The organism is Micromonospora lupini, from assembly GCF_026342015.1.
GTDB lineage: Bacteria > Actinomycetota > Actinomycetes > Mycobacteriales > Micromonosporaceae > Micromonospora > Micromonospora lupini_B.
In genome coordinates this window covers 279,985-304,112 of the sequence record NZ_JAPENL010000002.1, presented here as the reverse complement: position 1 = coordinate 304,112, position 24,128 = coordinate 279,985, and the positions used below count along the sequence as shown (strand labels likewise).

The 24,128-nt window shown below is 72.3% G+C and carries 23 protein-coding genes; 13 read left to right on the top strand and 10 right to left on the bottom strand.

Features of this window, described 5'->3' with window-relative positions; all coding sequences use genetic code 11:
* Positions 1-19 precede the first annotated feature (19 nt).
* Positions 20-982, top strand: coding sequence for a zinc-binding dehydrogenase (locus OOJ91_RS16175; RefSeq protein WP_266245842.1), 963 nt, complete (start codon positions 20-22; stop codon positions 980-982).
* 103 nt (positions 983-1,085) lie between these two features.
* Here OOJ91_RS16175 and OOJ91_RS16170 read toward each other — a convergent pair whose 3' ends face one another.
* Together OOJ91_RS16170 and OOJ91_RS16165 are read right to left on the bottom strand one after the other, a co-directional pair.
* The gene (locus OOJ91_RS16170; protein ID WP_266245840.1) at positions 1,086-2,051 is read right to left on the bottom strand and encodes an alpha/beta hydrolase family protein; all 966 of its coding nucleotides are present in this window, start codon (positions 2,049-2,051) and stop codon (positions 1,086-1,088) included.
* Positions 2,052-2,177: 126 nt separating this feature from the next.
* Complete coding sequence (locus OOJ91_RS16165) at positions 2,178-3,227, bottom strand: aldo/keto reductase (RefSeq protein ID WP_266245838.1); 1,050 nt, start codon at positions 3,225-3,227, stop codon at positions 2,178-2,180.
* 90 nt (positions 3,228-3,317) lie between these two features.
* On the opposite strand from OOJ91_RS16165, the gene OOJ91_RS16160 reads away from it, so the two are divergent.
* The gene (locus OOJ91_RS16160) at positions 3,318-3,779 is read left to right on the top strand and encodes a MerR family transcriptional regulator (RefSeq protein WP_266245837.1); all 462 of its coding nucleotides are present in this window, start codon (positions 3,318-3,320) and stop codon (positions 3,777-3,779) included.
* On the opposite strand, the gene OOJ91_RS16155 is transcribed toward OOJ91_RS16160, so the two are convergent.
* Positions 3,661-4,206 carry a nucleotidyltransferase domain-containing protein gene (locus OOJ91_RS16155; protein ID WP_266245836.1) on the bottom strand — a complete coding sequence of 182 codons (546 nt, stop codon included), beginning with the start codon at positions 4,204-4,206 and terminating at the stop codon, positions 3,661-3,663. The two genes, OOJ91_RS16160 and OOJ91_RS16155, sit on opposite strands and share 119 nt — an antisense overlap.
* Before the next feature lie 328 nt (positions 4,207-4,534).
* On the opposite strand from OOJ91_RS16155, the gene OOJ91_RS16150 reads away from it, so the two are divergent.
* Positions 4,535-4,708, top strand: coding sequence for a hypothetical protein (locus OOJ91_RS16150; protein ID WP_266245834.1), 174 nt, complete (start codon positions 4,535-4,537; stop codon positions 4,706-4,708).
* 30 nt (positions 4,709-4,738) lie between these two features.
* Here the strand turns inward: OOJ91_RS16150 and OOJ91_RS16145 are convergent, their stop codons facing one another.
* From OOJ91_RS16145 to OOJ91_RS16130, 4 genes are all read right to left on the bottom strand, one after another.
* The gene (locus OOJ91_RS16145) at positions 4,739-5,854 is read right to left on the bottom strand and encodes an acetate/propionate family kinase (RefSeq protein ID WP_266245833.1); all 1,116 of its coding nucleotides are present in this window, start codon (positions 5,852-5,854) and stop codon (positions 4,739-4,741) included.
* Positions 5,851-7,920, bottom strand: a complete 2,070-nt coding sequence (gene pta / locus OOJ91_RS16140; protein ID WP_266245832.1) for a phosphate acetyltransferase — start codon at positions 7,918-7,920, stop codon at positions 5,851-5,853. The genes OOJ91_RS16145 and pta overlap by 4 nt, the downstream gene beginning before the upstream one ends.
* Positions 7,921-8,078: 158 nt before the next feature.
* Positions 8,079-8,264, bottom strand: coding sequence for a DUF6104 family protein (locus OOJ91_RS16135; protein WP_007464679.1), 186 nt, complete (start codon positions 8,262-8,264; stop codon positions 8,079-8,081).
* A gap of 130 nt (positions 8,265-8,394) precedes the next feature.
* Positions 8,395-12,141: a multifunctional oxoglutarate decarboxylase/oxoglutarate dehydrogenase thiamine pyrophosphate-binding subunit/dihydrolipoyllysine-residue succinyltransferase subunit gene (locus tag OOJ91_RS16130; RefSeq protein ID WP_266245831.1), complete on the bottom strand. Its 3,747-nt coding sequence runs from the start codon at positions 12,139-12,141 to the stop codon at positions 8,395-8,397.
* Positions 12,142-12,398: 257 nt separating this feature from the next.
* Here OOJ91_RS16130 and OOJ91_RS16125 point away from each other — a divergent pair, with 257 nt between their 5' ends.
* Together OOJ91_RS16125 and OOJ91_RS16120 are read left to right on the top strand one after the other, a co-directional pair.
* Positions 12,399-12,737, top strand: coding sequence for a hypothetical protein (locus OOJ91_RS16125; RefSeq protein WP_266245830.1), 339 nt, complete (start codon positions 12,399-12,401; stop codon positions 12,735-12,737).
* Positions 12,734-13,141, top strand: a complete 408-nt coding sequence (locus tag OOJ91_RS16120) for a hypothetical protein (RefSeq protein ID WP_266245828.1) — start codon at positions 12,734-12,736, stop codon at positions 13,139-13,141. The genes OOJ91_RS16125 and OOJ91_RS16120 overlap by 4 nt, the downstream gene beginning before the upstream one ends.
* A 51-nt stretch (positions 13,142-13,192) precedes the next feature.
* On the opposite strand, the gene OOJ91_RS16115 is transcribed toward OOJ91_RS16120, so the two are convergent.
* From OOJ91_RS16115 to OOJ91_RS16105, 3 genes are all read right to left on the bottom strand, one after another.
* Entirely contained in the window at positions 13,193-14,014 is an 822-nt protein-coding gene (locus OOJ91_RS16115) for an ABC transporter permease (protein ID WP_266245826.1), read from the bottom strand.
* The gene (locus tag OOJ91_RS16110) at positions 14,011-14,946 is read right to left on the bottom strand and encodes an ABC transporter ATP-binding protein (RefSeq protein ID WP_266245825.1); all 936 of its coding nucleotides are present in this window, start codon (positions 14,944-14,946) and stop codon (positions 14,011-14,013) included. The genes OOJ91_RS16115 and OOJ91_RS16110 overlap by 4 nt, the downstream gene beginning before the upstream one ends.
* 141 nt (positions 14,947-15,087) lie before the next feature.
* A complete protein-coding gene (locus OOJ91_RS16105) occupies positions 15,088-15,732 on the bottom strand; it encodes a hypothetical protein (protein ID WP_266245824.1) in 645 nt (214 codons plus the stop codon).
* 151 nt (positions 15,733-15,883) lie between these two features.
* Between OOJ91_RS16105 and OOJ91_RS16100 the strand changes: the two genes are divergently transcribed.
* From OOJ91_RS16100 to OOJ91_RS16065, 8 genes are all read left to right on the top strand, one after another.
* Positions 15,884-16,666 (top strand): GNAT family N-acetyltransferase, encoded by a 783-nt coding sequence (locus tag OOJ91_RS16100; RefSeq protein WP_266245823.1) that lies wholly within the window; start codon positions 15,884-15,886, stop codon positions 16,664-16,666.
* Positions 16,663-17,601 carry a lysophospholipid acyltransferase family protein gene (locus OOJ91_RS16095; RefSeq protein WP_266245821.1) on the top strand — a complete coding sequence of 313 codons (939 nt, stop codon included), beginning with the start codon at positions 16,663-16,665 and terminating at the stop codon, positions 17,599-17,601. The genes OOJ91_RS16100 and OOJ91_RS16095 overlap by 4 nt, the downstream gene beginning before the upstream one ends.
* Before the next feature lie 103 nt (positions 17,602-17,704).
* The gene (locus OOJ91_RS16090) at positions 17,705-18,529 is read left to right on the top strand and encodes a DUF4097 family beta strand repeat-containing protein (protein WP_266245819.1); all 825 of its coding nucleotides are present in this window, start codon (positions 17,705-17,707) and stop codon (positions 18,527-18,529) included.
* Complete coding sequence (locus OOJ91_RS16085; RefSeq protein ID WP_266245817.1) at positions 18,526-19,137, top strand: PadR family transcriptional regulator; 612 nt, start codon at positions 18,526-18,528, stop codon at positions 19,135-19,137. Before OOJ91_RS16090 ends, OOJ91_RS16085 begins: the two co-directional genes overlap by 4 nt.
* Before the next feature lie 85 nt (positions 19,138-19,222).
* Positions 19,223-19,924 (top strand): response regulator transcription factor, encoded by a 702-nt coding sequence (locus OOJ91_RS16080; protein ID WP_030336721.1) that lies wholly within the window; start codon positions 19,223-19,225, stop codon positions 19,922-19,924.
* Positions 19,921-21,477: a sensor histidine kinase gene (locus OOJ91_RS16075; RefSeq protein ID WP_266245816.1), complete on the top strand. Its 1,557-nt coding sequence runs from the start codon at positions 19,921-19,923 to the stop codon at positions 21,475-21,477. Before OOJ91_RS16080 ends, OOJ91_RS16075 begins: the two co-directional genes overlap by 4 nt.
* Before the next feature lie 62 nt (positions 21,478-21,539).
* Positions 21,540-23,234 carry a trypsin-like peptidase domain-containing protein gene (locus tag OOJ91_RS16070; protein ID WP_266245815.1) on the top strand — a complete coding sequence of 565 codons (1,695 nt, stop codon included), beginning with the start codon at positions 21,540-21,542 and terminating at the stop codon, positions 23,232-23,234.
* A gap of 174 nt (positions 23,235-23,408) precedes the next feature.
* Positions 23,409-24,068, top strand: a complete 660-nt coding sequence (locus OOJ91_RS16065) for a BON domain-containing protein (RefSeq protein WP_266245813.1) — start codon at positions 23,409-23,411, stop codon at positions 24,066-24,068.
* Positions 24,069-24,128 lie beyond the last annotated feature (60 nt).

The following is a 24,128-nucleotide window of genomic DNA, read 5'->3' as shown; positions in this document are numbered from 1 at the left end:
GCGCGCTCAGCTTGTTACCGTGCCGATCATGCGTGCCGCCTTCGCCTCCCGTTTCGACGACGCCGATCCGCTCGCCGCCCTCACCGTCGGTGAGCAGCCCGAGCCGCCCCACCCCGAGGACGACTGGGTGACCGTGCAGGTGCGGGCCACCTCGCTCAACCACCACGACCTCTGGTCGCTGCGCGGGGTGGGCCTCACCGAGGGCCAGTTGCCGATGATCCTCGGCTGCGACGCGGTAGGCGTGGACGCCGACGGCAACGAGATGGTCGTCTACCCGGTGGTCGTCACACCCGGTGACCCGCGCGGGATCTCCATCCTGTCCGAGCACTTCGCCGGGACCCTCGCCGAGCGGGTCGCCGTACCCCGGTCGAACCTGATCCCACTGCCCGACGGCATGGCGGCGACCGACGCGGCGTGCCTGCCCACGGCCTGGCTGACCGCGTGGCGGATGCTGACCACCAAGGGCCGCGTCGCGGACGCCGACAGCGTGCTCGTGCAGGGCGCGGGCGGCGGCGTCGCCACCGCCGCCGTCGCGCTCGCCCTCGCGATGGGCAAGCGGGTGTACGCGACCAGCCGGGACGCCGCCAAGCGGGAACGGATCACCGCGCTCGGGGCGATCGCCCTGGAGGCCGGCGCCCGGCTGCCGGAGCGGGTCGACGTGGTGATCGAGACGGTGGGCGCGGCGACGTTCGACCACTCGTTGAAGTCGGCCGCGCCGATGGCCCGGATCGTGGTCTCCGGCGCCACCGCCGGCCACCAGCCGTCGGTGAACCTGCGCCGGGTCTTCGCCATGCAGTTGGAGATCCTGGGCACCTCGATGGGCACGCCGGGGGAGCTGTACGAGCTGCTGGCGTTCTGCGCCGAGAACGAGGTCCGCCCGGTGATCGACAGTGTGGTCCCGTTCAGCCGGGTCGAGGACGCCTTCGCCCGCCTGCACTCCGGCGACGCCTTCGGCAAGGTCGTCATCGACCACACCGCCTGACGCCACGCCCCGCGAAGATCCGCGCAACTTCGGGGAAACTGCTGTCTCCTGGCGCGCCGAGGCAGCAACATCCCTGATGTTGCGCGGATCGTGGGGATGCGGATCAGAGGTGGTTGTCGAAGGTGGCGATGTCGCCGCGTGTCGCATCGGTTTCGATGCGCTTCTTCGCCTCCGCGTCGCCGTACAGCGACCAGCGCAGGAACTCGACTGACGTGTCCGCGACGACCCGCAGCGTCGCCGCGTCGCCGAGCAACGCCCGCCCGTGGTCGCCCTTCGGCAGGCTGAGCAGCGCCTTCGGCCAGGGCACCTTGTCGTACGCCGCCTTGCCCGCCGCGTAGTCGACCACCTCGTCCAGCTCGCCGTGCACGAACAGTTGCGGCGCGGTCGCGCCCGCGAACGCCGTACCCACGCCGACGGCCGTGCCCGCGAACACCACCCCGGCGTCCAGCCGCTCGTCCCGGCTGGCGGTGAAGAGGCCGATTGTGGTGACCCCGCCGGCCGAGTGCCCGGCCGCGGCGACCCGGTCGGTGGCCAGCCGGCCGCGCAGCCCGTCGCCGGCCCTGCCGTCGAGCGCCAACACCTGGGTCAGCGCGTACGACACGTCGGCCGGCTGGTTGAGCACGTCGAGGATGTTGCCGTCGCTGCCCCGGGAGGTGTGCGGGAAGGTCGGCGCGGCCACCACGAAGCCCGCCGCCGCCCAGCGGGTCAGCAGGGTGGCGTAGTCCTCCGGCCGCCCGGTGAGGCCGTGGCTGAACATGACCACGGGAAACCGGCCCGTCGCTGCCGTCGCGGACCGCTTCGCCGCGCCGCCGGTCTTCCCGGCCGCCGGATACCAGACCGTCACCGGCAGCGCACGGCCGTCCCGGTTCAGCTTGAGCTGGCGTACGCCGACGCCGAAGGCGCTCTTCGGTGCGGTCCCGGCGGGCACCTGCGGCGTCGGCGTGGCGGCGGGCGGTGGCTCGGCGGGCGCCTGCCAGCTCTCGTTCTTACGGGCGTCGGCGGAGCAGCCGACCAGTCCGGCCATGAGCAGGGCGCTGGCCAGCAGCGCGGGGGTGACGCGACGCGACATGACGCCAATTGTGCCCTGCCGCGCCGACGGGCTCGGCGCGGTTCGACGCACGGTGCCTACGCCGCGACCGCCTGGCTCGGGCCGCGCCGCGACCGCCTGGTTCGGGCCGGGCCGCGATCGGCTCGCTCAGGCCGCGGCACGGTCGGCGAGCGGGCGTCGTCGCCGGGCGGTGTCGGTCAGGGAACGGGGCGGGAAGGCGGCGTTGGGGTCGTACCGGTTGGCGCCGGGCGGCACGATCTCGTCGATCCGGTCGAGTGTCGCGTCGTCCAGGGTGAGCGTGGCGCCCTTGAGCAAATCCTCCAGGTGCGCCATGGTCCGCGGTCCGATGATCGCCGAGGTGACCGCCGGGTGGGCCACGGTGAAGGCGATGGCGAGCTGCGGGAGCGTGCAGCCGATGCCCGCCGCGAGATCGACGAGCTGCTCGACGATGTCGAGCTTGGCGGCGTTCTCGGCGATAGTGGGATCGAACTGCGCCGGCCGGAGCGCGGCCCGCCCGGTCGACATGTCGACCGGCCGGTCCCTGCGGTACTTCCCGCTGAGGAACCCGAAGGCGAGCGGGCTCCAGACCAGCACCCCCATGCCGTAGCGCTGACAGACCGGCAGGGTCGACGCCTCGACCCCGCGGGCCAGGATCGAGTACGGCGGCTGCTCGGTGCGTAGGCGTGCGAGGCCGCGACGCTCGGACACCTGGTGCGCCTCGACGATCTCCTCGGCGGGGAACGTCGAACAGCCGAAGGCGCGGATCTTTCCCTCGCGGACGAGGTCGGTGAGCACCGAGAGCGTCTCCTCGATGTCGGTCGAGGGGTCGGGGCGGTGGACCTGGTAGAGGTCGATCCAGTCGGTGCCCAGACGCCGCAGGCTCCCCTCGACCGCCTTGAGGATCCAGCGCCGCGAGTTGCCCCCCTGATTGGGGCCCTCGCCCATCGGAAAGTGCACCTTGGTGGCGAGGACGACGTCGTCCCGGCGCCCCCGCAGCGCCTTGCCCACGATCTGCTCGGACTCACCCCGGCCGTACATGTCGGCCGTGTCGACGACGTTGATGCCCTGGTCCAGGGCCGCGTGGACGATGCGGACGCAGTCGTCGTGGTCCGGGTTTCCGACGGCACCGAACATCATGGTTCCGAGGCAGTGGGTGCTCACCTCGATGCCGGTGCCGCCGAGCGTGCGATAGCGCATGCCGATGCTCCCTTGGCGGTGTCGTAACGGACACGGGGGACCTTAGGAGCTTGAGTCGGCTCTAGGTCAAGCCTCGTTACCCTGCTCGGCATGGCCGAGGACACCGTGAGTCTGAGCATCGGGCAGGTCGCCGAACGCACCGGCTTGAGCGTGCACGCCCTGCGCTTCTACGAGCAGGAGGGCGTCTTCGTCGAACCCGTACGCCGTGGGACCGGCGGGCGTCGCGTCTACAGCCAGGACGACGTGGACTGGCTGACCGTCTGCATCATCCTCCGCGCCTCGGGCATGCCGTTGCCCGCGCTCCGCCGGTACGCCGACCTCGTCCGGGAGGGCGCCGGCAACGAGGAGGAACGGCTCGCCCTCCTGCGCGAGCACCGGGAGCGCGTCACCGGCCAGATGGGCAGGCTCACCCAGTGCCTGGACCTGATCGGCTTCAAGATCGGGGTGTACGAGGACCTGCTCGACGAAGCAGAGCCCGCAGTCGAGCCAGGTCGTCCGTGTCCTTCGGGCGGCGGGGCCGCTCCGGCATCCACACCGGGAACATCTGCTTGAACTCGATCTGGGCCGGCACCGAGATCGTCGGCACGGTCAACGCGCCGATCCGACCGGGTGGCGCGTCAAGCATCCCGGCCGGCAGCGGCGTGCCGGCCCAGGACCCGGCGCCCACCGTCGGTCGACAGGCGTCGTCCCGACCCAGGTACGCGACGCTCACCTCCACGTCGGCGGCGAACAGGTCGAGCTGCAACTCGACAGGCATCCGGGGGTCGGGGCGCCAGCCCCGGGCCAGCAGGAGGGCGGCCAACCGGTCCGCGTCCTCGCGCCAGCAGTACCAGTCGACGTCGACGTGCGGTCGGGACACCTCGCCGAGCGCGAAGTCCATCGCCCAGCCGCCCCGCAACCACACCTGGACACCGGCGGATCCGGCCACCTCGACGACTTCGGCGATGCTCGCCAACTGGCGTTGCACGAGATCGTCCACGGGGGCACCCTAGCGGCACGTCCGGGCGGGGCGCGCCGAGCGCGGATCGAGGGTGAGCGTACGCACGCCGACGACGTACGACCCCTCGGGCGCTCGGCGCGCGGCTGCGGCCCGGTGGACCGCCCGCCACGGCGCTGGCCGGTGCGCAACCGGCGAGCCGTCCCGCCCCACCGTCTCACCGTAGGTGCCCGGGCGCGTCCGGCGACCCCGCCGTCCGGCCCGGCTCTGCCCGCCACCCGGTCGGGTCACCTCCGCCGGCCGGCTCGACCCCTTCCGACGGCGGAGGCGGGGGCGGTGCGCCGCGACAGGCTTCGCTAGGGTCACCGACATGGCTGAGAACTACACCGACCCCAGCGGCAACACCGAGGCGTTCCGCGCCTTCACCCAGACGCCGGAGGCCGCCGGTCCGGCGGAGGCGCCGTCCCGCCTGCCGCTCATCGTCGGTGCGGCGGTCGTCGTCGTGCTGCTGGTGGCAGTCGTCGCCTGGTTGGCGATGCGCTGATCGGGCCCGCCTGGACGGGTCGTGGCGGCGTCAGGCCGCCCCGACCACGTCCCGGGTCTCCCGGGCGATCTCCCATTCCTCGTCGGTGCGGATGACGCAGACGCTCACCTCGGCGCCGTCCGGCGAGATCAGCCGGTCGCCGTCGCCGTTGTTGCGTGCCTCGTCGACGGTGATGCCGAGCCGGGTCAGCCCGGCCAGCGCGGCAGCCCGGACGGGCGCGGCGTGCTCACCCACGCCGGCGGTGAACGCGATCGCGTCCACGTGGCCGAGCAGCGCGTAGTACGCGCCCACGTACCCGGTGATCCGCCGGCAGTACACGTCGAAGGCAAGCGCGGCTGCCGGGTCCCCGGCCGCCCGGCGTTGGAGCACCTCACGCATGTCGTTGGCGCCTGTCAACCCGAGTAGGCCGCTGCGGTGGTTGAGCAGGTCGTCGATGTCGTCGACAGACAGGCCGCCCTCCCGCCGCAGGTGGAAGATCACCGTCGGGTCGAGGTCGCCGCTGCGGGTGCCCATCACGAGCCCTTCGAGCGGGGACATCCCCATCGAGGTGGCGACGCTGCGGCCGTTCGCCACCGCGCAGGCGCTGGCACCGTTGCCCAGGTGCAGGGTGATGGTGTTGAGCTTGTCGTACGGGCGGTCCAGCAGCTCGGCGGCACGCCGGGAGACGTACGCGTGCGAGGTGCCGTGGAAGCCGTACCGGCGGATGTCGTACCGCTGCGCGGTGTCCCTGTCGATCGCGTAGGTCGCGGCGGCCTCCGGCAGGGTGTGGTGGAACGCCGTGTCGAAGACGGCGACCTGCGCGACGTCCGGCAGGGCGGCCCGCGCCACCTCGATGCCGGCCAGGTTGGCCGGGTTGTGCAGCGGGGCGAGCGGGACCAGGTCCTTGATCGCGGCCAGCACCGTGTCGTCGATCAGCGCTGGTGCGCTGAACGTCCGGCCGCCGTGCACCACCCGGTGCCCGACCGCCGCCAGCCCGGTCAGGTCCAGCCCGGCCAGGATCTGCCGGACGGCGCTGGCGTGGTCCGCCGGGCCGCCGCCGGGCTCACCGACCCGCTCGACGGTGCCCTGGTCGACGGTCCGGTCCCCGTCATAGTGACGCCACTTCACCGACGAAGACCCGCAGTTGAGCACCAGCACCCGACTCATGACGTCTCCTCGACGGCCGCCTGGATGGCGGTGATCGCCACCGTGTTCACGATGTCCGGCACTGTGGCGCCGCGGGACAGGTCGTTCACCGGCCGGCGTAGGCCCTGCATGACCGGGCCGACGGCGACCGCCCCGGCCGAGCGCTGCACCGCCTTGTACGTGTTGTTGCCCGTGTTCAGGTCCGGGAAGATGAAGACCGTGGCCTGGCCGGCGACCGGACTGTCGGGCAGCTTCGTCGCCGCCACCGCGGGGTCGATCGCCGCGTCGTACTGGATCGGTCCCTCGACAAGCAGATCGGGCCGACGCTCCCGGACCAGCGCGGTGGCCGCGGCGACCTTCTCCACGTCCGCGCCCGCGCCGGAGCTGTCGGTGGAGTACGACAGCATGGCCACCCGGGGTTCGATGCCGAAGCGGGCGGCGGTGTCGGCCGACGAGATCGCGATGTCGGCGAGCTGGGGGGCGTCCGGGTCGCGGTTGACCGCGCAGTCGCCGTAGACCAGCACCCGGTCGGCGAGGAGCATGAAGAAGACGCTGGAGGCCACCGAGACCTCCGGCACGGTACGGATGATCTCGAACGCGGGTCGGATGGTGGCGGCAGTGGTGTGCGTGGCGCCGGAGACCATGCCGTCGGCGTACCCGGCGGCCACCATGAGCGTCCCGAAGTAGTTGGGCTGGGCCACGATGTCGTGTGCCAACTCGGAGGTGACGCCCCGGTGGGCGCGCAGCCGCGCGTACTCGGCAGCGAACTCGTCGCGCCACCCGCTGGTGGCCGGGTCGACGAGCCGCGCGTCGCCGAGGTCGATGCCCAGCTCGCGGGTGCGCCGGGCGATGTCGTCCGGGCGGCCCAGCAGCGTCAGGTCGGCCACGCCCCGGCGCAGCAGGATCTCGGCCGCCCGCAGGATGCGCTCCTCGGCGCCCTCCGGCAGCACGAGGTGCCGGGGCTTCGAGCGGGCCCGGTCGATCAGCTCGTTCTCGAACATCAGCGGGGTGACCCGCGCCGACCGGCTGACCCGCAGCCGGCGGGCCAGGTCGTCGGTGTCCACGCAGCGCTCGAACGCGCCGAGCGCGGCCTCCACCTTGCGTGGGTTGGCGATGCTGGGCCGCCCCTCGATCCGGCTGGACGCGGCCACCGTGTCGTAGCTGTCGCTGACCACGGAGAGCACCGCCAGGCCGGTGTTCAGGCCCTCCACCAGCCGCATCACCCGGGGGTCGGGCTGCTCGCCAAGGGTGAGCACGAGCCCGGCCACGGACACCTGCCCGGCCACGTGCGCCGCGCTGGCGGCGACGAGCAGGTCGGCCCGGTCTCCGGGGGTGATCACCAGAGCGCCCTCGGTGAGGTGACCCAGCAGGGTCGGCACGTGCGCCGCGCCGACCACGAAGTCCAGCACGTCCCGCCCGAGCGCGGCGTCGTCCCCGGCCAGCAGGGTCGCGCCGAGCGCCGCCGCCACCTCGGCCACCGTCGGCGCCGACACGCTCGGCACCTCCGGGATGGCGTACGCCGGCACGGGCAGCTCCGGCAGCGTCATCGGCTCGGACACCCGGTTGGCGATCACCGCCAGCACCGTCGCGCCCAGGTCTGCCACATCGTGGTACGCCCCCCGCATGGCCGCCGCGACGGCCGCGGGCTCCTGTTCGTAGCCGTCCACCACAGGCACCACCACGCTGCCGAACTCGGTGGCCAGCCGGGCGTTGAAGGCCAGCTCGCGGGGGTGCGCCGGGTCGCCCGGCTCGTCGAAGTCACTGCCCACCACGACCACCGCCGGGCACTGCCGCTCCACCGCCCGGTAACGCTCCACCACGATGGAGATCAGCTCCTCGCGGCGGCCGTCGGCCACCAGCGCGGCTGCCTCGGCGTACGTCGCCCCGGCCAGCTCCGACAGCGGCAGTTCGACCCGGTACCGCTCGCTGAGCAGGGCGAGGATCGGGTCCGGGACGGCGTCGGGGACCAGCGGTCGGAACACGCCGATCCGCCCCACCTGTCGCGACAGCAACTCGGCCAGCCCGAGGGCGATCGTCGACTTGCCCCCGCCCGAACCGACGCTTGTCAGATACACACTGCGAGCCACACGCCAACCCTAGAAGATCGCGATCCCCAAAACCCGGGCCCTCCGCCCCCTCCCCACCGTCCGCACCCCGCCCTGCCGGTTGATCATGAGGTTGTAGCTCGACACGCCGACGACACGCGCGGCCAACTTTATGATCAACTTCGACGGGGTGGGGGCTGTTAGGCGTCTTCGTCGTCGGGGTCGTCCAGGCGGGCCAGGTAGGTGGCCAGGCGCTCGATGGGGGTTTCGAAGTCGGGGTTGAGGTCGACGAAGTCGCGCAGGCGCTCACCCAGCCACTCCAGGGTCACCTGCTCGTCGCCCCGGCGTTCGACAAGTTCCTCGATGCCACGGTCGGTGAAGTACACGGCGTACGTCCTCGTGCTCGGCCCGGCGTTGGCCGGGCGGGTCGGTGGTTCGGTGGTTCGGACGGACCGACGCGAGCCGGGGCAGGACCGTGGTCGACGGCCCTGCCCCGGCTCGTGTGGCGCGGTCAGGTCACGGGCGGGGGAGTGCCGCCTCGATCAGCGCGGTCTGCTCGACCTCGTGGGTCTTTGCCGAGCCGACCGCCGGGGCCGCCGCGGCCGGGCGGGAGATCCGCCGCAGCCGGACGTCGGTGAGGTGCTCCAGCAGGTTGAGCGCGACGAACGACCAGGCGCCCTGGTTGGCCGGCTCCTCCTGCACCCAGGCGAAGTCCTCAGCGTTCGGGTACTGCGCGAGGGCTGCCCGGATCTCCTCCACCGGCAGCGGGTACAGCTGCTCGATCCGGATGATCGCGGTGTCGGTGATGCCGCGCTCCTGCCGGGCCTGGAACAGGTCGTAGTAGACCTTGCCGGAGCAGAGCAGCACCCGCTTCACCGACTCCGGTGCCGGGGCCGCCGTGTCGCGCAGCACCGGCTGGAAGGTGCCGGTGGTGAAGTCCTCCACCGAGGAGACGCAGAGCTTGTGCCGCAGCAGCGACTTCGGCGTGAACACCACGAGCGGCTTGCGCTTGGGCGACAGGGCCTGGCGGCGCAGCAGGTGGAAGTAGTTCGCCGGGGTCGTCGGGATGGACACCCGCATGTTGTCCTCGGCGCACATCTGCAGGAACCGCTCCGGGCGACCGGAGGTGTGGTCCGGGCCCTGGCCCTCGTGGCCGTGCGGGAGCAGCAGGGTCACCGCGGAGCGCTGACCCCACTTCACCTCGCCGGAGGAGATGAACTCGTCGATCACCGACTGGGCGCCGTTGACGAAGTCCCCGAACTGGGCCTCCCAGGCGACGAGCGCGTTGACGTTCTCCACCGAGTAGCCGTACTCGAAGCCCATCGCCGCGTACTCGCTGAGCAGCGAGTCGTGCACGAAGAACCGGGAGCGCTCGCCGTCGCCGGTGAGCGACTTCAGCGGCAGGTAGTCGTCGCCGGTGCGGGAGTCGACCACCGACGCGTGCCGCTGGACGAAGGTGCCGCGCCGCGAGTCCTGCCCGGCGAGCCGGACGGTGACCCCGTCGTGCAGCAGTGCCCCGAACGCGATGATCTCGCCGAAGCCCCAGTCGATGGTGCCCTCGACGGACATCTTGGCCCGCCGGTCGAGCAGCTGCTGGATCCGCTTGTGCGGGGTGAAGCCCTCCGGCAGGTTGACGTGCGCCTCGCCGATCGCCTTCACGACTGCGGCGTCGGTGGCGGTGTCGACCGCAGGCTCCGGCTCCTCCTCGCGGCGGGGGCGGTTGAGCTGACGCGGCGCGGCGGCGGCGTCCCGGGTGGCCTTGAAGACCTTCTCCAACTGCGCCTGGTAGTCGCGCAGCAGCTCCTCCGCGTCCTCCACGGTGATGTCGCCGCGACCGATCAGCTCCTCGGTGTAGAGCTTGCGCACCGAACGCTTCGAGTCAATGATCTTGTACATCTGGGGGTTGGACATCGACGGGTCGTCGCCCTCGTTGTGGCCGCGCCGGCGGTAGCAGACCATGTCGATCACGACGTCCTTGTTGAACGCCTGCCGGTATTCGAAAGCCAGCCGGGCCACCCGGACCACGGCCTCCGGGTCGTCGCCGTTCACGTGGAAGATCGGCGCCTGGATCATCCGGGCCACGTCGGTGCTGTAGAGGCTGGACCGGCTGTACTCCGGTGCGGTGGTGAAGCCGACCTGGTTGTTGACCACCACGTGCACGGTGCCGCCGGTGCGGTAGCCGCGCAACTGCGACAGGTTGAGCGTCTCGGCGACCACACCCTGCCCGGCGAACGCCGCGTCACCGTGCACCGCAAGCGGCAGCACGGTGTAGCCCTCCAGCTTGAGGTCGATCCGGTCCTGCTTGGCCCGGACGATGCCCTCCAGCACGGGGTCGACGGCCTCCAGGTGCGACGGGTTCGCCACCAGCGACACCTTGACGACGTGCTCGCCGTCCGGGGTGGTGAACTTGCCGTTCTGACCCAGGTGGTACTTCACGTCGCCGGAGCCCTGCGTCGAGCGCGGGTCGAGGTGACCCTCGAACTCCGAGAAGATCTTCTCGTACGGCTTGCCGACGATGTTGGCCAGCACGTTGAGCCGGCCCCGGTGGGCCATGCCGATGACGACCTCGTCCAGCCCGCTCTCGGCGGACGACTCCAGCACCTCGCCCAGCAGCGGGATCAGCGACTCGCCACCCTCCAGCGAGAAGCGCTTCTGGCCGACGTACTTGGTCTGCAGGAAGGTCTCGAACGCCTCGGCGGCGTTGAGCCGGTTGAGCACGTGCTTCTGCTCGTCGGCGGCCGGCTTCTCGTACTTGCGCTCGATCCGCTCCTGGATCCAGCGCCGCTCCTCCGGGTCCTGGATGTGCATGTACTCGATGCCGACGCGCCGGCAGTACGAGTCGCGCAGCACACCGAGGATCGAGCGCAGCTTCATTCGCTGGCGGCCGGCGAAGCCGTTCACCGGGAACTCGCGGTCCAGGTCCCACAGGGTCAGCCCGTGCTGCAGGACGTCCAGGTCCGGGTGCTTGCGGATGGTGAATTCCAGCGGGTCGGTGTCGGCCATCAGGTGACCGCGCACGCGGTACGCGTGGATCAGCTCGTGCACCCGGGCGGTCTTGTTGATCTGACCCTCGGAGTTGACCGCCACGTCGCGCACCCAGCGCACCGGCTCGTACGGGATGCGCAGCGAGGTGAAGATCTGGTCGTAGAAGTTGTGCTCGCCCAGGATCAGCTCGTGCATGACCTTGAGGAACTCACCGGACTGCGCGCCCTGGATGATCCGGTGGTCGTACGTGCTGGTCAGCGTGATGATCTTGCTGACCGCCAGCTCGGCGAGGGTGGCCTCGGACATGCCCTGGTAGGGCGCCGGGTACTCCATCGCGCCGACGCCGATGATCGCGCTCTGCCCCTGCATGAGCCGCGGCATGGAGTGCACAGTGCCGATGCCGCCCGGGTTGGTGAGCGAGATCGTGGTGCCCGAGTAGTCCTCCATGGTCAGCTCGTTGCGCCGCGCCCGCCGGACCACGTCCTCGTACGCCTGCCAGAACTGCCGGAAGTCCATCTGCTCGCAGCCCTTGATGGAGGGGACCACCAGGTTGCGGCTGCCGTCCGGCTTGGCCAGGTCGATGGCGATGCCCAGGTTGACGTGCGCCGGGCGGACCACTGCCGGCTTGCCGTTGGCCTCGGCGAAGGAGTTGTTCATCTCCGGGTGCGCCACGAGCGCCCGGACCATCGCGTAGCCGACCAGGTGGGTGAAGCTGACCTTACCGCCGCGCCCCCGGGCGAGGTGGTTGTTGATCACGATGCGGTTGTCGACGAGCAGCTTCGCCGGGACCGCGCGGACGCTCGTCGCGGTGGGCACGCTCAGCGAGGCGTCCATGTTCTGCACGATCTTCGCGGCGACACCCCGCAGCGGGGTGGTCTGCGGGCCGTCGGCGGTCGGCGCGGCGGCCTTCGCGGCCGGCTTGGCCGGTGCGGCCTTCTCCGGGGTGGCCTTCGCGGGCGCGGCCTTGGCCGGCGTCGACGGCGCGGCGGCCGGCTTGCTGGCGGCGCTCGGCTTCGCCGGGGCGCTCGGCTGGCTGACCGTGGCCGCCGGCTCGGGCTGGCCGTCCGGCTCGGGCGCGGCGGCGGGCTTGCCCGACGTCTCCGCCCCGCGCGGTGTGCCGGCGCCGGGCGCCGGCCGGTAGTCGGCGAAGAAGTCGTGCCAGGCCGAATCGACGCTCGTTGGGTCGGCGAGGTAGCGCTGGTACATCTCCTCGACGATCCACTCGTTCGGGCCGAAACCCGCCAGTGGGTTCTCCTGCGAAGTCTGCTGGGTCGACACGGCCGGTAATCGCCTCTTTCACGCGGGTTCTGTTTGTCACGCGGTGTCCGTCGCGTCCAGTTGATGGACTACGGACAGGACGACTCCCAGGCTACGCCGTACGGATCCCGCAGGCATTTCCGCCTCGGCCGGGTGGCCGGTTTCACAGAAGATGCCAGAAGTTCAGCAACCCCTGCGCGGCACGTCACCGGCTGGTACGTCGGAACTGAGTATCCCTACCGTTGTCCGGGCGGTGGCCGTTCGCCAGGATCGGGCGCATGGATCAGCACGGGGTACGGGGGCGCTACGGCCGGAGCATGGCGGTGGCGTCCGGTTGGTACGGGACCGCGATAGCGGCCCTGGCGGTGGGCACGACGAGTGTGCCGAGCGCGCCGCGGAACGACTGCGCGGCCTGGTTCAGTTGCCTGTCGCCGGGCGAGTCGCTGGTGTTCGTGGGGCTGGTGTGGGGCACGCCTGTGCTCCTCGGCCTGCTGGGAGTGACGGCGCTGGTGGCCGCGCTCGTCGTCCGCGTCATCCCCTCGGCGGTGCTCGCCGGCACCACCTCGGCGGCGCTCAGCGTCGGGGTCTGCGCCGCCGTGTACCTGGGTCGCTCGTGAAGCGGGCCGGCCTCGGCGGGCTCTTCTTCGCCTGGCTCTACGGGGTGCCGTTCCTGCTGCTGGTGGGCCTGATCCGGCGCGTGTCCAGGCCGTACACGCCGAGCGCCGACGACGCGCAGGCGTTCGGCGCGACCACGGACGCCGTGCTGACGACCGGGCTCCTGCTCAACGCGGTGCTCCCGGCGCTCGGCCTGCTGCTCGCCGTACTGGCCGGGGAGGCGGTCTGGCGGCGGCACTTCGGCGGGGCGCTCGGCGGGATGGTGCTGCTCTACGTGGCGGTGGCGCTTGTCGCCAGCATGACCACCACCGGGTTGACCGGGCACGTCCCCGCCGACCAGGAGTCCGACCCGCCCGTCACGCACTGCGTACCGATCAGCGGTGGCCGGGGCTGCCCGGGCGGGTGACTGGTGATCCGGGGTGGCGGCCGTGCCGCCGCCACCCCGGAACCCAGTCGATCAGGAGATGTCGCGCCGGCGCAGCAGCAGGCTGCCGACGAGGCCGGTGACCACCGCGTACCCGATGAGCACGGCGGCACCCGCCCAGCGCGGCGGGTTACCGGGGATGTCGGTCCCGGTGACCATCAGCGACGAGGCGAGCGACGGCACCAGCAGTTGCAGGTTGTTGATCCAGTCGCCCCACCTGTCGGCCAGGATGGCGATCACGAAGATGGCACCGATCGAGCCGCCCAGGTAGAGCAGGATGCCTGTCACGGTGGCGCCGATCTGGCTGCGGATCAGCACGCCGATGCCGACGCCGAACACCGCCCACAGCAGGTACGCGAGCAGGTTCAACCCGATGGCCCGCCAGGCGGCGTCGTTGCCCAACTGGGAGTCCACCCCGACGGCGCTCAGCACCGCCGAGCCGGCGATCAGGTTGAACACGGTGGTGACCAGCCAGAACAGCAGCGCCAGCACACCCGCCGCGACCAGCTTGGCGATCATCACGGCGGTGCGGTGCGGGTTGGTCAGGAACGTGGTGGTGACCGTCTGGTGGAAGAACTCGCTTGTCACCACGATGATGCCGAGCAGCATGATGATCAGCAGGCCGAAGAACTGCCCGGTGGTGAAGAGGTTCGACGAGAGCGCGTCCGGAGTGGCCGCGGCCTCGAACTGGGCCGCCTGGTCGCCCACGTCGGCGGGGCTGGTGCTGGTCAGGGCGTCGGCCTGCAGCCAGTTGATGAGCAGTGTGAGCGCCCACAGCGGCAGGCTGATCAGCGCGAAGATCCACCAGGTGTTCGTGGTACGGATCTTGAGTAGCTCGGATCGGACCAGGTTCATCGGATGCCCGCCTTTCCGGCCGTCAGCTCCAGGAAGACCCGTTCCAGGTCGGGCCGTTCGGTGGTCAGTTCGTGCAGCTCCACGCCCGCGGCCAGGGCGGCCCGGCCGATCGTCGGGGCGTCCACCCCGGCGACCAGCAGCACGCCGTGCTCGTCGGTGTCGACGGTGGCCGACTGCGCCTTCAGCGCGGTGGTCAGCGCCTCGGCCTGCGGGGTACGGACCCGCACCCGCGCGCCCTGCGCCATCGAACCGAGCACCTGCTCGACCGGACCCTGCCGGACGAGCTGCCCGGCCGCGATGATCACCACGTCGTCGGCGAGCAGCTGCATCTCCGACAGCAGGTGGCTGGAGACCAGCACCGTACGACCCTCGTGGGCGAGGTTCTTGAGGAACCCGCGCATCCACCGGATGCCCTCCGGGTCCAGCCCGTTGGCCGGCTCGTCGAGGATCAGCACCCGGGGGTCACCGAGCATCGCGGCGGCGATACCGAGCCGCTGCTTCATGCCAAGCGAGTAGCCCTTGAACTTGCGCTTCGCCGCCGGGGTCAACCCGACCAGCTCCAGCGCCTCGTCGGCCCGCGACCGGGGCAGACCGGCCGCCGCGCAGATCACCCGCAGGTGGTTGACGCCTGTGCGGCCCTTGTGCGCGCTGGACGCCTCCAGGATCGCGCCGACGTGCCGCAGTGGGTCGGCGAGGTCGGCGTAGCGGTGGCCGCTGATGGTGGCCGTGCCTCCGGTCGGCGTGACCAGGTTCAGCAGCATGCGCAGCGTGGTGGTCTTACCGGCGCCGTTCGGGCCGAGGAAGCCTGTCACCCGCCCCGGTGCCACGGTGAAGGACAGGTTGTTCACCGCCCGCACGTTCTTGTACTGCTTCGTCAGACCGGACACCACGATCTGACCGTCGCTGGTGGGGCTTCGCTGCCCGTCAGTCATCATTCTCCTCCCGTGTGGCGTCGAGGTACGCCGTGGCACAGCGTGACGGTACCGAGCAACAAGGTCAATCAGGCCCGGTCCGTACGGCGTGGTCCCCCTCGGGGTGGAGGCGTCTCCTCCCTGCGGACGAGACGGCGGGCCTCAGCTGGCGATCCAGGTGGCCCGGGCCGCGCCGAGCAGCGCGCCGCCGGGGCCGTACAGGCTTGTGTGCACGAGCGCCTTACGGCCGTCGACGCCGATCAGCGCGCCGGTCACCACGCACTCGTCGCCGGGCGCCGGCCGGGCGGTGACCACCGCGGCGATCCGGCCGAGCAGGTACGGGCGGCCCGGCGCGAGCACCGTCCAGCCGCCGGGGCAGTCCAGCGCGGCCCAGATCGTGGCGTCGCTCACCTGCTCGGGCGCGCGAAACGGCGCTGCGGTCCGACCGTCCGGCAGCCGGCCCGGGAAGATCCGCAACCCGTCGGTCCGGGTCGGACCGCAGACGAAACACCCGGGGTACGGGTGCTCGACGAAACCGGGGTAGCGCGTCGACGCCTCCACTGCCGTCTCCCGGTCGACCGGGGGCACGACGGCGTCCAGGGCGCTGGCGGGGCGTACCTCGGCCACCAGTTCGCCGGCCGGGTCCCGCACCTCACCGTCGACAAGGCTCAGCGTCGTCTCCAGCGGCGGTGGCCGACGCAGCGTCACCTCCACCGGTCCCGGTCCCGCCTCGGCGGCGAAGAGGCCGGCGCTCCAGCCGCCGTTGCCGGAGCCGGTGGGCCCGTTGTAGCGGGACTCGATGCGCATGGGCGACCTCCGTGGGGCGTGGGGCGGCGCCGTCGCCGGCCCGTCGGGCAGCCTCGCACGGCCGCGGTGGGAGGGATCCGCCGGTCGGCGTTCATCCGGTCGACACCAGTGGTGCCCACCGATGGCAACCCGGGGCACCTACACAGTTCCCATGGCCGTTCTGCATGTCGCTGGCGCACCCCTGACGACCAGCGGATACACCCTGCTGATCGCCGACGACCCCACCCAGGTCGCGGCCGCGCAACGCCTGCGTCACGAGGTGTTCGCCACCGAGTTGGGCGCCACCCTCGCCCCCGGCGGCGCCGGGCTGGACGTGGACCCCTTCGACGCCCACTGCGACCACCTCATCGTCCGCGAGGACCGCACCGGGCAGGTCGTCGGCACGTACCGGCTGCTGCCGCCCGGTCGCACCGACCGGCGGTACGCCGAGGACGAGTTCGACCTCGGGGCCCTGGATCCGCTCCGCGACGACCTCGTCGAGGCGGGCCGGTCCTGTGTGCACCCGGACCACCGTTCGGGCGCGGTGATCAACCTGATGTGGGCGGGGATCACCCGCTACCTGCACCTGCGCGGCTCCCGCTGGCTCGGCGGCTGCGCCTCGGTGCCCGTCGACGACTGCGGTCGGACGGTCGCCGGGGTGTGGGCCCAGGCCCAGGCCCGGCACCTGTCGCCGCCACCGCTGCGGGTGCGCCCGCTGCGTCCGTGGTTCGCCGAGCCGGCCGCCGCCGCGGCTGCCCCGGCCTTCGCCACCGATCCGGCCGACCGCGTGGCGGTGCCCCCGCTGCTGCGTGGTTACCTGCGGCTCGGCGCGTGGATCTGCGGTGAGCCGTCGTACGACCCGGACTTCGGGTGTGCGGACTTCTACGTGCTCTTCTCCCTGGACCGGATGAACCCGCGCTACCTGCGGCACTTCCTGGGCGGGGACCAGCGGTGACCGTCCGGGCGCACGACCTCTGGCGGCCCTTCTCGGGCTGCGACGACGACTGCCTGCCGGCGGCCGGCGAGGTGCCCACGGTGCCGGTGGCCCGCCGGGTGCTCCGGTTGGTCGCGGCGAGCGGGATGCTGTTGGCCGGGGTGGGCGTGGCGGTGCTGCTGCCCGTGCTGCCGGCACGCGAGCGGCAGGCGGTGCTTCGCGGCTGGGCCCGTGGCACCGTGCGCGCGTTCGGCGTGCGGCTGGTGATCAGAGGTCGGCTGCCCCGGCGGCGCGCGCTGCTTGTCGCCAACCACGTGTCGTGGCTGGACATCCTCGCCGTCCTGGCGGTCGCGCCCACCCGCATGGTGGCGAAACGGGAGATCCGCTCCTGGCCGGTGGTCGGGCTGCTCGCGGCGGCGGCGGGCACGGTCTTCGTGGACCGGTCCCGGCCGCGGGCGCTGCCGGCCACCGTGCGCCGGCTCGCCGACACGCTGCGCGCCGGCCGGTCGGTAGCGGTCTTCCCCGAGGGTACGACCTGGTGTGCCGGGGACGGCGCGGCCGACTGCCGCCCCGGGGGCGGGTTCCGGTCCGCGATGTTCCAGGCCGCCATCGACGCGGGCAGCCCGGTCGTGCCGCTGCGGCTCGGGTACCGCTGCGAGGCCACCGGAGCGGTCACGACGGCCGCCGCCTTCCTCGGCGCGGACACCCTGCTGCGCTCGGTTGCCCGGGTGGTCGCGGCACGGCAACTGGTGGTCTCGGTGACTGTCGCGGCCGCGCTTCATCCGGCAGGCGACGCGGACCGGCGGTTGCTGGCCCGGGCCGCCGAGTCGGCCGTACACCTGGTGCCTCCGACGGGTGCCGCGACGCGGGCCCGGCTGCGGCCGGTGCCCACCCTGACCACGGCGGATCCCGTGGTGTCGGCCACCGAGGGCCGGGACCTGGACCTGGCGGCCTGAGCGGACGGGAGGGGGCGACTCGCGACAGTCTTGTGTGTCGCGATGTATCGCGTTACAGTCTTCTCGTCGGCACGCGTGGGCGTGCCGTCGAGGGGAGGACGCCATGGCCGGATGGACTGTCGACAGCCCGCAGCGGCTCACCGTGGACGGCCCGGTCACCCGGCTTGACGTCCGCCTGATCAGTGGACGACTCAACGTGGTCGCCACCGACGGCCCGGCCCGGATCGACGTCACCCAGGTCGGCCGCCGGCCCGTCCTGATCGACCACGCCGACGGCAGGCTCAGCATCCGGCAGGAGCGTGGCCACGGCTGGTCGGAGGTCCTGCGGTGGTTCCAGATGATCCACCGCTACCCCCGGGTGGACGTCTCCGTCGCCGTGCCCGCCGACGTCCTCGCCGACCTGGAACTGGTCTCCGGGTCGCTCGTCGCCTCCGGCCTGCGCCGGCAGACGACTGCCCACGTCGTCGCCGGCCAGATCACCCTGATGGGCCTGCGCGGCAACACCTCCGCGAAGATCACCTCCGGCCCGGTGGAGGCGCTCGGCGTGCGCGGCGACCTCACCCTGGAGACCGTCTCCGGGGAGGTGATCCTCGCCGACAGCGCCGCCGACCGGGTGCGCGCGCAGACCGTCTCCGGCGCCATCACCTGCGACCTGGACAACCCCCGACGCAGCGAGATCCAGCTCACCACCATCTCCGGCAGCATCACCGTCCGGGTCCGTGCGGACAGCGACCTCGCCGTCCGGCTGAACACCGCCTCCGGTCGGATCACCAGCGGCTTCCCGCAGGTGCGCAACTCCCGATTCCCGCTCCCCAGCAGCGAGGGAGTGCTCGGCGCCGGCGACGGTAAGCTCTGGGCCTCCGCGACGTCGGGAAGCATCTCGCTCCTCGCCCGACCGGTGGCCGCCGACGAGGAGGAGTTGCCGTGACCGCCGTGTTCAGCCACGGGCGGCTCCGGCTCTACCTGCTCAAGCTCCTCGACGACGGCCCCAAGCACGGCTACGAGCTGATCCGCCTCCTGGAGGACCGGTTCCTCGGGCTGTACGCGCCCAGCGCCGGCACCATCTACCCCCGCCTGCAACGCCTGGAGGTCGAGGGGCTGGTCAGCCACACCGCCGCCGGGGGGCGCAAGACGTACGCCATCACCGACGCCGGCCTCGCCGAGCTGCGTCAGCGCGCCGGTGAGCTGGCCGCGCTGGAAGCCGACATCGCGGCCTCGGTGGCCGACCTCTCCACCCTGGCCGGCGAGATCCGCAGCGAGGTGCGCGGCTCGACGCGCGACCTCAAGCGGGAGCTGAGCGAGGCCACCCGGCAGACCAGGCGTACGCGGTGGGAGCCACCCACGTCGTCGTACCGGCCCCCGTCGGCGGACGTGCCGCGCGCCGCCCTGCTCGACGAGTTCGACAAGCGGCTGGCCTCGTTCACCGCCGAGGTGAGCCGTCTGGCACGGGCGCGGCAGTTCAGCGACACTCAACTGCGCACGGCGATCCGGCTGCTCGACGGCGCCCTGGACGGGCTGCGCCGACTGCTGCGCTGACACCTGCCCGGCCGCCCGGCGACTCACAGGGTTTTTCCAGGAAGCGTCCAGCGCCGGTGCAGTGAGGTCACCGATGATTGGGCCCATGCCCGCTACCCAGACCGAGGCGCGACTTCTCGTCGTCGAGGACGACCCCAACATCCTCGAACTGCTCTCCGCGAGCCTGCGCTTCGCGGGCTTCGACGTGGCCACCGCGACCAGCGGCAGCGCGGCCCTGAACGCCGCCAAGGACCACCGGCCCGACCTGGTCGTGCTCGACGTCATGCTGCCGGACCTGGACGGCTTCGAGGTCATCCGGATGCTGCGTGAGGGCGGCACGCGTACCCCCGTGGTGTTCCTGACCGCCCGGGACGCCACCGACGACAAGATCCGTGGGCTCACCCTGGGCGGCGACGACTACGTCACGAAGCCCTTCAGCCTGGAGGAGCTGACCGCCCGGATCCGCGCCGTGCTGCGCCGCACCACCACCGGCGAGCAGGCACCGTCCCGGCTCACCTTCGCCGACCTGGAGTTGGACGAGGAGACCCACGAGGTGCACAGGGCCGGGCAGCGGGTGCAGCTCTCGCCCACCGAGTTCAAGCTGCTGCGCTACCTGATGCTCAACGCCAACCGGGTGCTGTCCAAGGCGCAGATCCTCGACCACGTCTGGAACTACGACTTCCGCGGCGACGACAACATCGTCGAGTCCTACATCTCCTACCTGCGGCGCAAGGTGGACACCACCCAGCCGCGGCTGATCCACACTCTCCGCGGCGTGGGGTACGTGCTGCGCAAGCCGGCGGCGTGAACGCCGTCCAGCAGGCCAAGGGGCGGCTGCGGGGCGTACCGCTGCGGGTCAAGCTGGTCACGTCGGTGCTCGCGCTGGTCTCCGCAGCGCTGCTGGTGATCAGCTCGCTGACCGCCTACTTCCTGCACAACTACCTGGTCGACCAGGTGGACGGGCAGATCCGGTCGGCCACCCAGGGCCTCGGTCAGTACCTTCCGGGTCTGCGCAGCGGAGAGGTCAACGTGACGCTGCCCAGCGACTACGTCGTCTCGCTGGCCGACGAGGACCAGGTGTCCCGGCCGTACTACGACAAGAAAAGTCGCGCCCCCGAGCAGTTGCCCAGCTTCCCCACCACCCGGGCCGGCTTCGAGGACCTGGAGGGGCAGCCGAAGACGATCCTGTCCCAGGACGGGCGCACCCGTTGGCGGGTCTACTACGCCGCCCAGCCGGACGGCTCGGTGCTGGCCGTGGGTCAGCCGCTGACCGAGGTCGACCGCGCGGTCAAGCAGCTCGTCTGGATCGACCTGCTGGTCGGCGGCGCGGTGCTGATCATGCTGGCCTCGGTGGGCGCGGCGATCGTACGGACCAGCCTCAAGCCCCTCGTCGAGATCGAACGGACGGCCGCCGCCATCGCCGGTGGTGACCTGACCCGCCGGGTGCCCGACCCGGAGGAGGGGCACGAGCAGCCCACCTCGGAGCTGGGCCGGCTCTCCCGGGCGCTGAACGCGATGCTCACCCAGATCGAGGCGGCGTTCACCGCCCGCGCGGCGTCGGAGACGGCTGCCCGCTCGGCGGAGAGCACCGCCCGCGACGCGGCCGCCGCGGCGCAGGCGTCCGAGGCGCGGGCCCGACGCTCCGAAGAGCGGATGCGGCAGTTCGTCGCGGACGCCTCGCACGAGCTGCGAACTCCGCTGACGACCATCCGTGGCTTCGCCGAGCTGTACCGGCAGGGCGCCGCCCGCGCGCCGGAGCAGACGGCCGGGTTGCTGCGCCGGATCGAGGACGAGGCGGCCCGGATGGGTCTGCTGGTGGAGGATCTGTTGCTGCTCGCCCGGCTGGACCGGGAGCGGCCGCTCTCGCTGGCCCCGGTGGAGCTGCCGGTGCTGGCCTCCGACGCCGTCCAGGCGGCGCGGGCGATCGCCCCGGAGCGGCGGATCGAGCTGGAGATCGAGCCGGGTTCCGGCCCGCTCGTCGTGTATGCCGACGACGCGCGGTTGCGGCAGATCATCGGCAACCTGGTGACAAATGCGCTGACCCACACCCCGCCGAACGCCGACGTCAGCCTGCGCCTGCGCGCCGAGCCGGGCAACCTCGCCGTCGTGGACGTGGTCGACACCGGCCCCGGTCTCTCGCCCGAGCAGTCCGAGCGGGTCTTCGAGCGGTTCTACCGGGCCGACGCGGCCCGGACCCGACGGGCCGACGGCAACACCGGCACCGGTCTCGGCCTGGCCATCGTGGCGGCGCTCGTCGCCGCGCACCACGGCTCGGTCGAGGTGCTCGAAACGCCCGGCGGCGGGGCCACCTTCCGGGTCCGGTTGCCGCAGGTGCCCAAGGTCGACGACCTGGGCGAGTGACTTTCAGCCAACTTCCAGGACGGTTCCAGGTTGATTGCAGTGCCGGGGGAGAAGGTAGTCCCATGACCGAGTTCGAGTCCGACCCGCAGCGCCGGCCGGCCCCCACCGACGCCGAGCCGTCGCACCCCACCGCCGAGCTGCCGCGCGACGAGCGCGCGCAGTCCGACTCTCCGACCACCCCCGTTCCGGTCGTCTCGACCGACGGGGACACCGCGCCCACCGTCGCCACCCCGGCCGTGCCCGCCGCTTCCGACGGACCGACGTCGTCCGCCCCGCACACCGGGCAGCCGACCGGGTACGAGCCGCCGACCGCGGGCCAGCCCTCGGGGTACGAGCCGTCGACCGCGGCCCAGCCCTCGGGGTACGAGCCGTCGACCGCCGCCGGCGCGTCCGCGCCGCACTACCCGGTCTCCGGCCACCCGGCGCCCGGCCAGCCCGGCTACTCCGGCCAGCCCGGCTACTCCGGCCAGCCTGGCTACTCCGGCCAGCCCGGCCAGCCCAGCCACCCCGGTTACCCGCAGCCGGCCGCCGGCCAGTACCCCGGCGCCGGCTGGCACGCGGGCCAGCAGTCCGGCTGGGCCGGTGGGGGCCAGCCGGTCGCGGGCTACCCACAGCACGGCCAGCACCAGCAGCACCAGCCGGGGCAGCCCGTGCCGCCCTGGGGGCCGCAGGCCACGCCGCCCGGCTCCGGACCCCGGCCGGGCCGGATCGCCAAGTTCGCCGGCGCCGGCGTCGCGGTGTTCGCCCTGATGCTCGGCTCCGGCGTCGCCGGTGGTGCGCTCGCGCTCGCCCTCGACGGCGACAACGGCGGCGTCACCCGCACCTACACGGCGGCCCCCGTGCTCAACAGCGCCGACCTGCCGAAGATCGCCGCATCGGTCCAGGACAGCGTCGTGTCGATCGCCACCGACAGCGGCGAGGGCTCCGGCGTGGTGCTCACCGCCGACGGCTACGTGCTCACCAACAACCACGTGGTCGCCTCCGCCAGCGGGGACACCGTGCAGGTGGTCTTCGCCGACGGCAGCAAGGCGCAGGCGAAGATCGTCGGCACCGACCCGAAGACCGACCTGGCCGTGGTGAAGGCCGACGGAGTGAGCAACCTCAAGCCGGCCACCTTCGGCGACAGCGACGCCATGCAGGTCGGCGACCAGGTGCTCGCCCTGGGCAGCCCGCTCGGCCTGCAGGGCTCCGTGACCGCCGGCATCCTGAGCGCCCGGGACCGCACCATCCGGGCCGGCGAGGGCGGCCAGCAGCAGGACCCGAACCAGCAGAGCCAGGCGGTCAGCTCGATCTCCGGCCTGCTGCAGACCGACGCCCCGATCAACCCCGGCAACTCCGGTGGCGCGCTTGTCAACACCCGCGGCGAGGTGATCGGCGTCAACACCGCCATCGCCACCTCCGGGCAGAGCACCGGCAACATCGGCGTGGGCTTCGCCATCCCCAGCAACAAGGCCAAGGACGTCGCGGGCAAGCTCCAGCGCGGCGAGAAGGTCAGCCACCCCTCGCTCGGCGTCGGCGTCAACCAGGCCGAGGGCGGCGGCGCGCTTGTCGCCTCGATCACCACGGGCAGCCCCGCCGAGAAGGCCGGCCTCCAGCGCGGCGACGTGGTCACCCGCTTCGGCGACAAGGCGATCAACGACTCCGACGACCTGGTCGGCGCGGTGCAGGCCGGCAAGGTCGGCGACCGGGTCGAGGTGCACTTCAAGCGCAACGGCGCCGAGAAGACGGCGACGGTGACGCTCGCCGAGACGTCCTGACCGACAACTGAACCTGCCTCCTCCCTCCGGCGGCGGGTGGCGGGGCCGAGGGGGTCGGCTCCGTCACCCGCCGCTCTTTTCCGCCCGGACGGCGGTTCACCCTCCTCGGGTGAACCGCCGTCACCCGTACTCCCGGCAGGTTCGTTGGACGAGGCGAGACGGAGGTGAGGGCCTGTGGACGTCCGCGACGACAAGCGGATCCAGCGGGAGGTCCTGGCCGAGCTGGCCTGGGATCCGCGGCTGCGGCCCAACGAGATCGGGGTGGCCGTCGACCAGGGAGTGGTCACCCTGACCGGGTTCGTGGACGGGGCGGCCCGTGCCTGGGCGGCGACCCGCTGCGCCCAGCGGGTGCGTGGGGTGCGCGTGGTGGCCGACGAGGTCGAGGTGCGGCTGCCGGGGACGCCGGGGCGTACCGACGGGGATGTCGCCCTCGCCGCCGCGCGGGCCCTGGAGTGGGACAGTTTCGTGCCCGCCGAACGGCTTGACATCACAGTGGCCAACGGCTGGTTGATGCTGCGCGGCGAGGTCGAGTTCGGCTGGCAGCGCCGGGCCGCCGAGGGGGAGTTGCGCCGGCTGGACGGCGTACGGGGAATCACGAACCTGGTGGAGGTGCGACCGTCCGCGCCACCCGCAGGCGAGCGGCTGCGGCAGGACGTCCGGCGTGCCCTGGCGCGCACGCTCGGCGCCGAGCGGGTGACGGTGGAGGTGGACGGCGACACGTTGGTCCTCGCCGGGGTGGTCCGCTCGTGGTGGGAACGGGACCAGGTGGAGCGGGTGGCGTGGTCGGCGCCGGGCGTACGAGCCGTGCACGATCAACTCCTGGTCGGCGGGTAGGCGTCCGTCTTGTCCGGTTTACCGGAGGCTGCGCGGGGAAACCGCCGCGGACCATGCCGA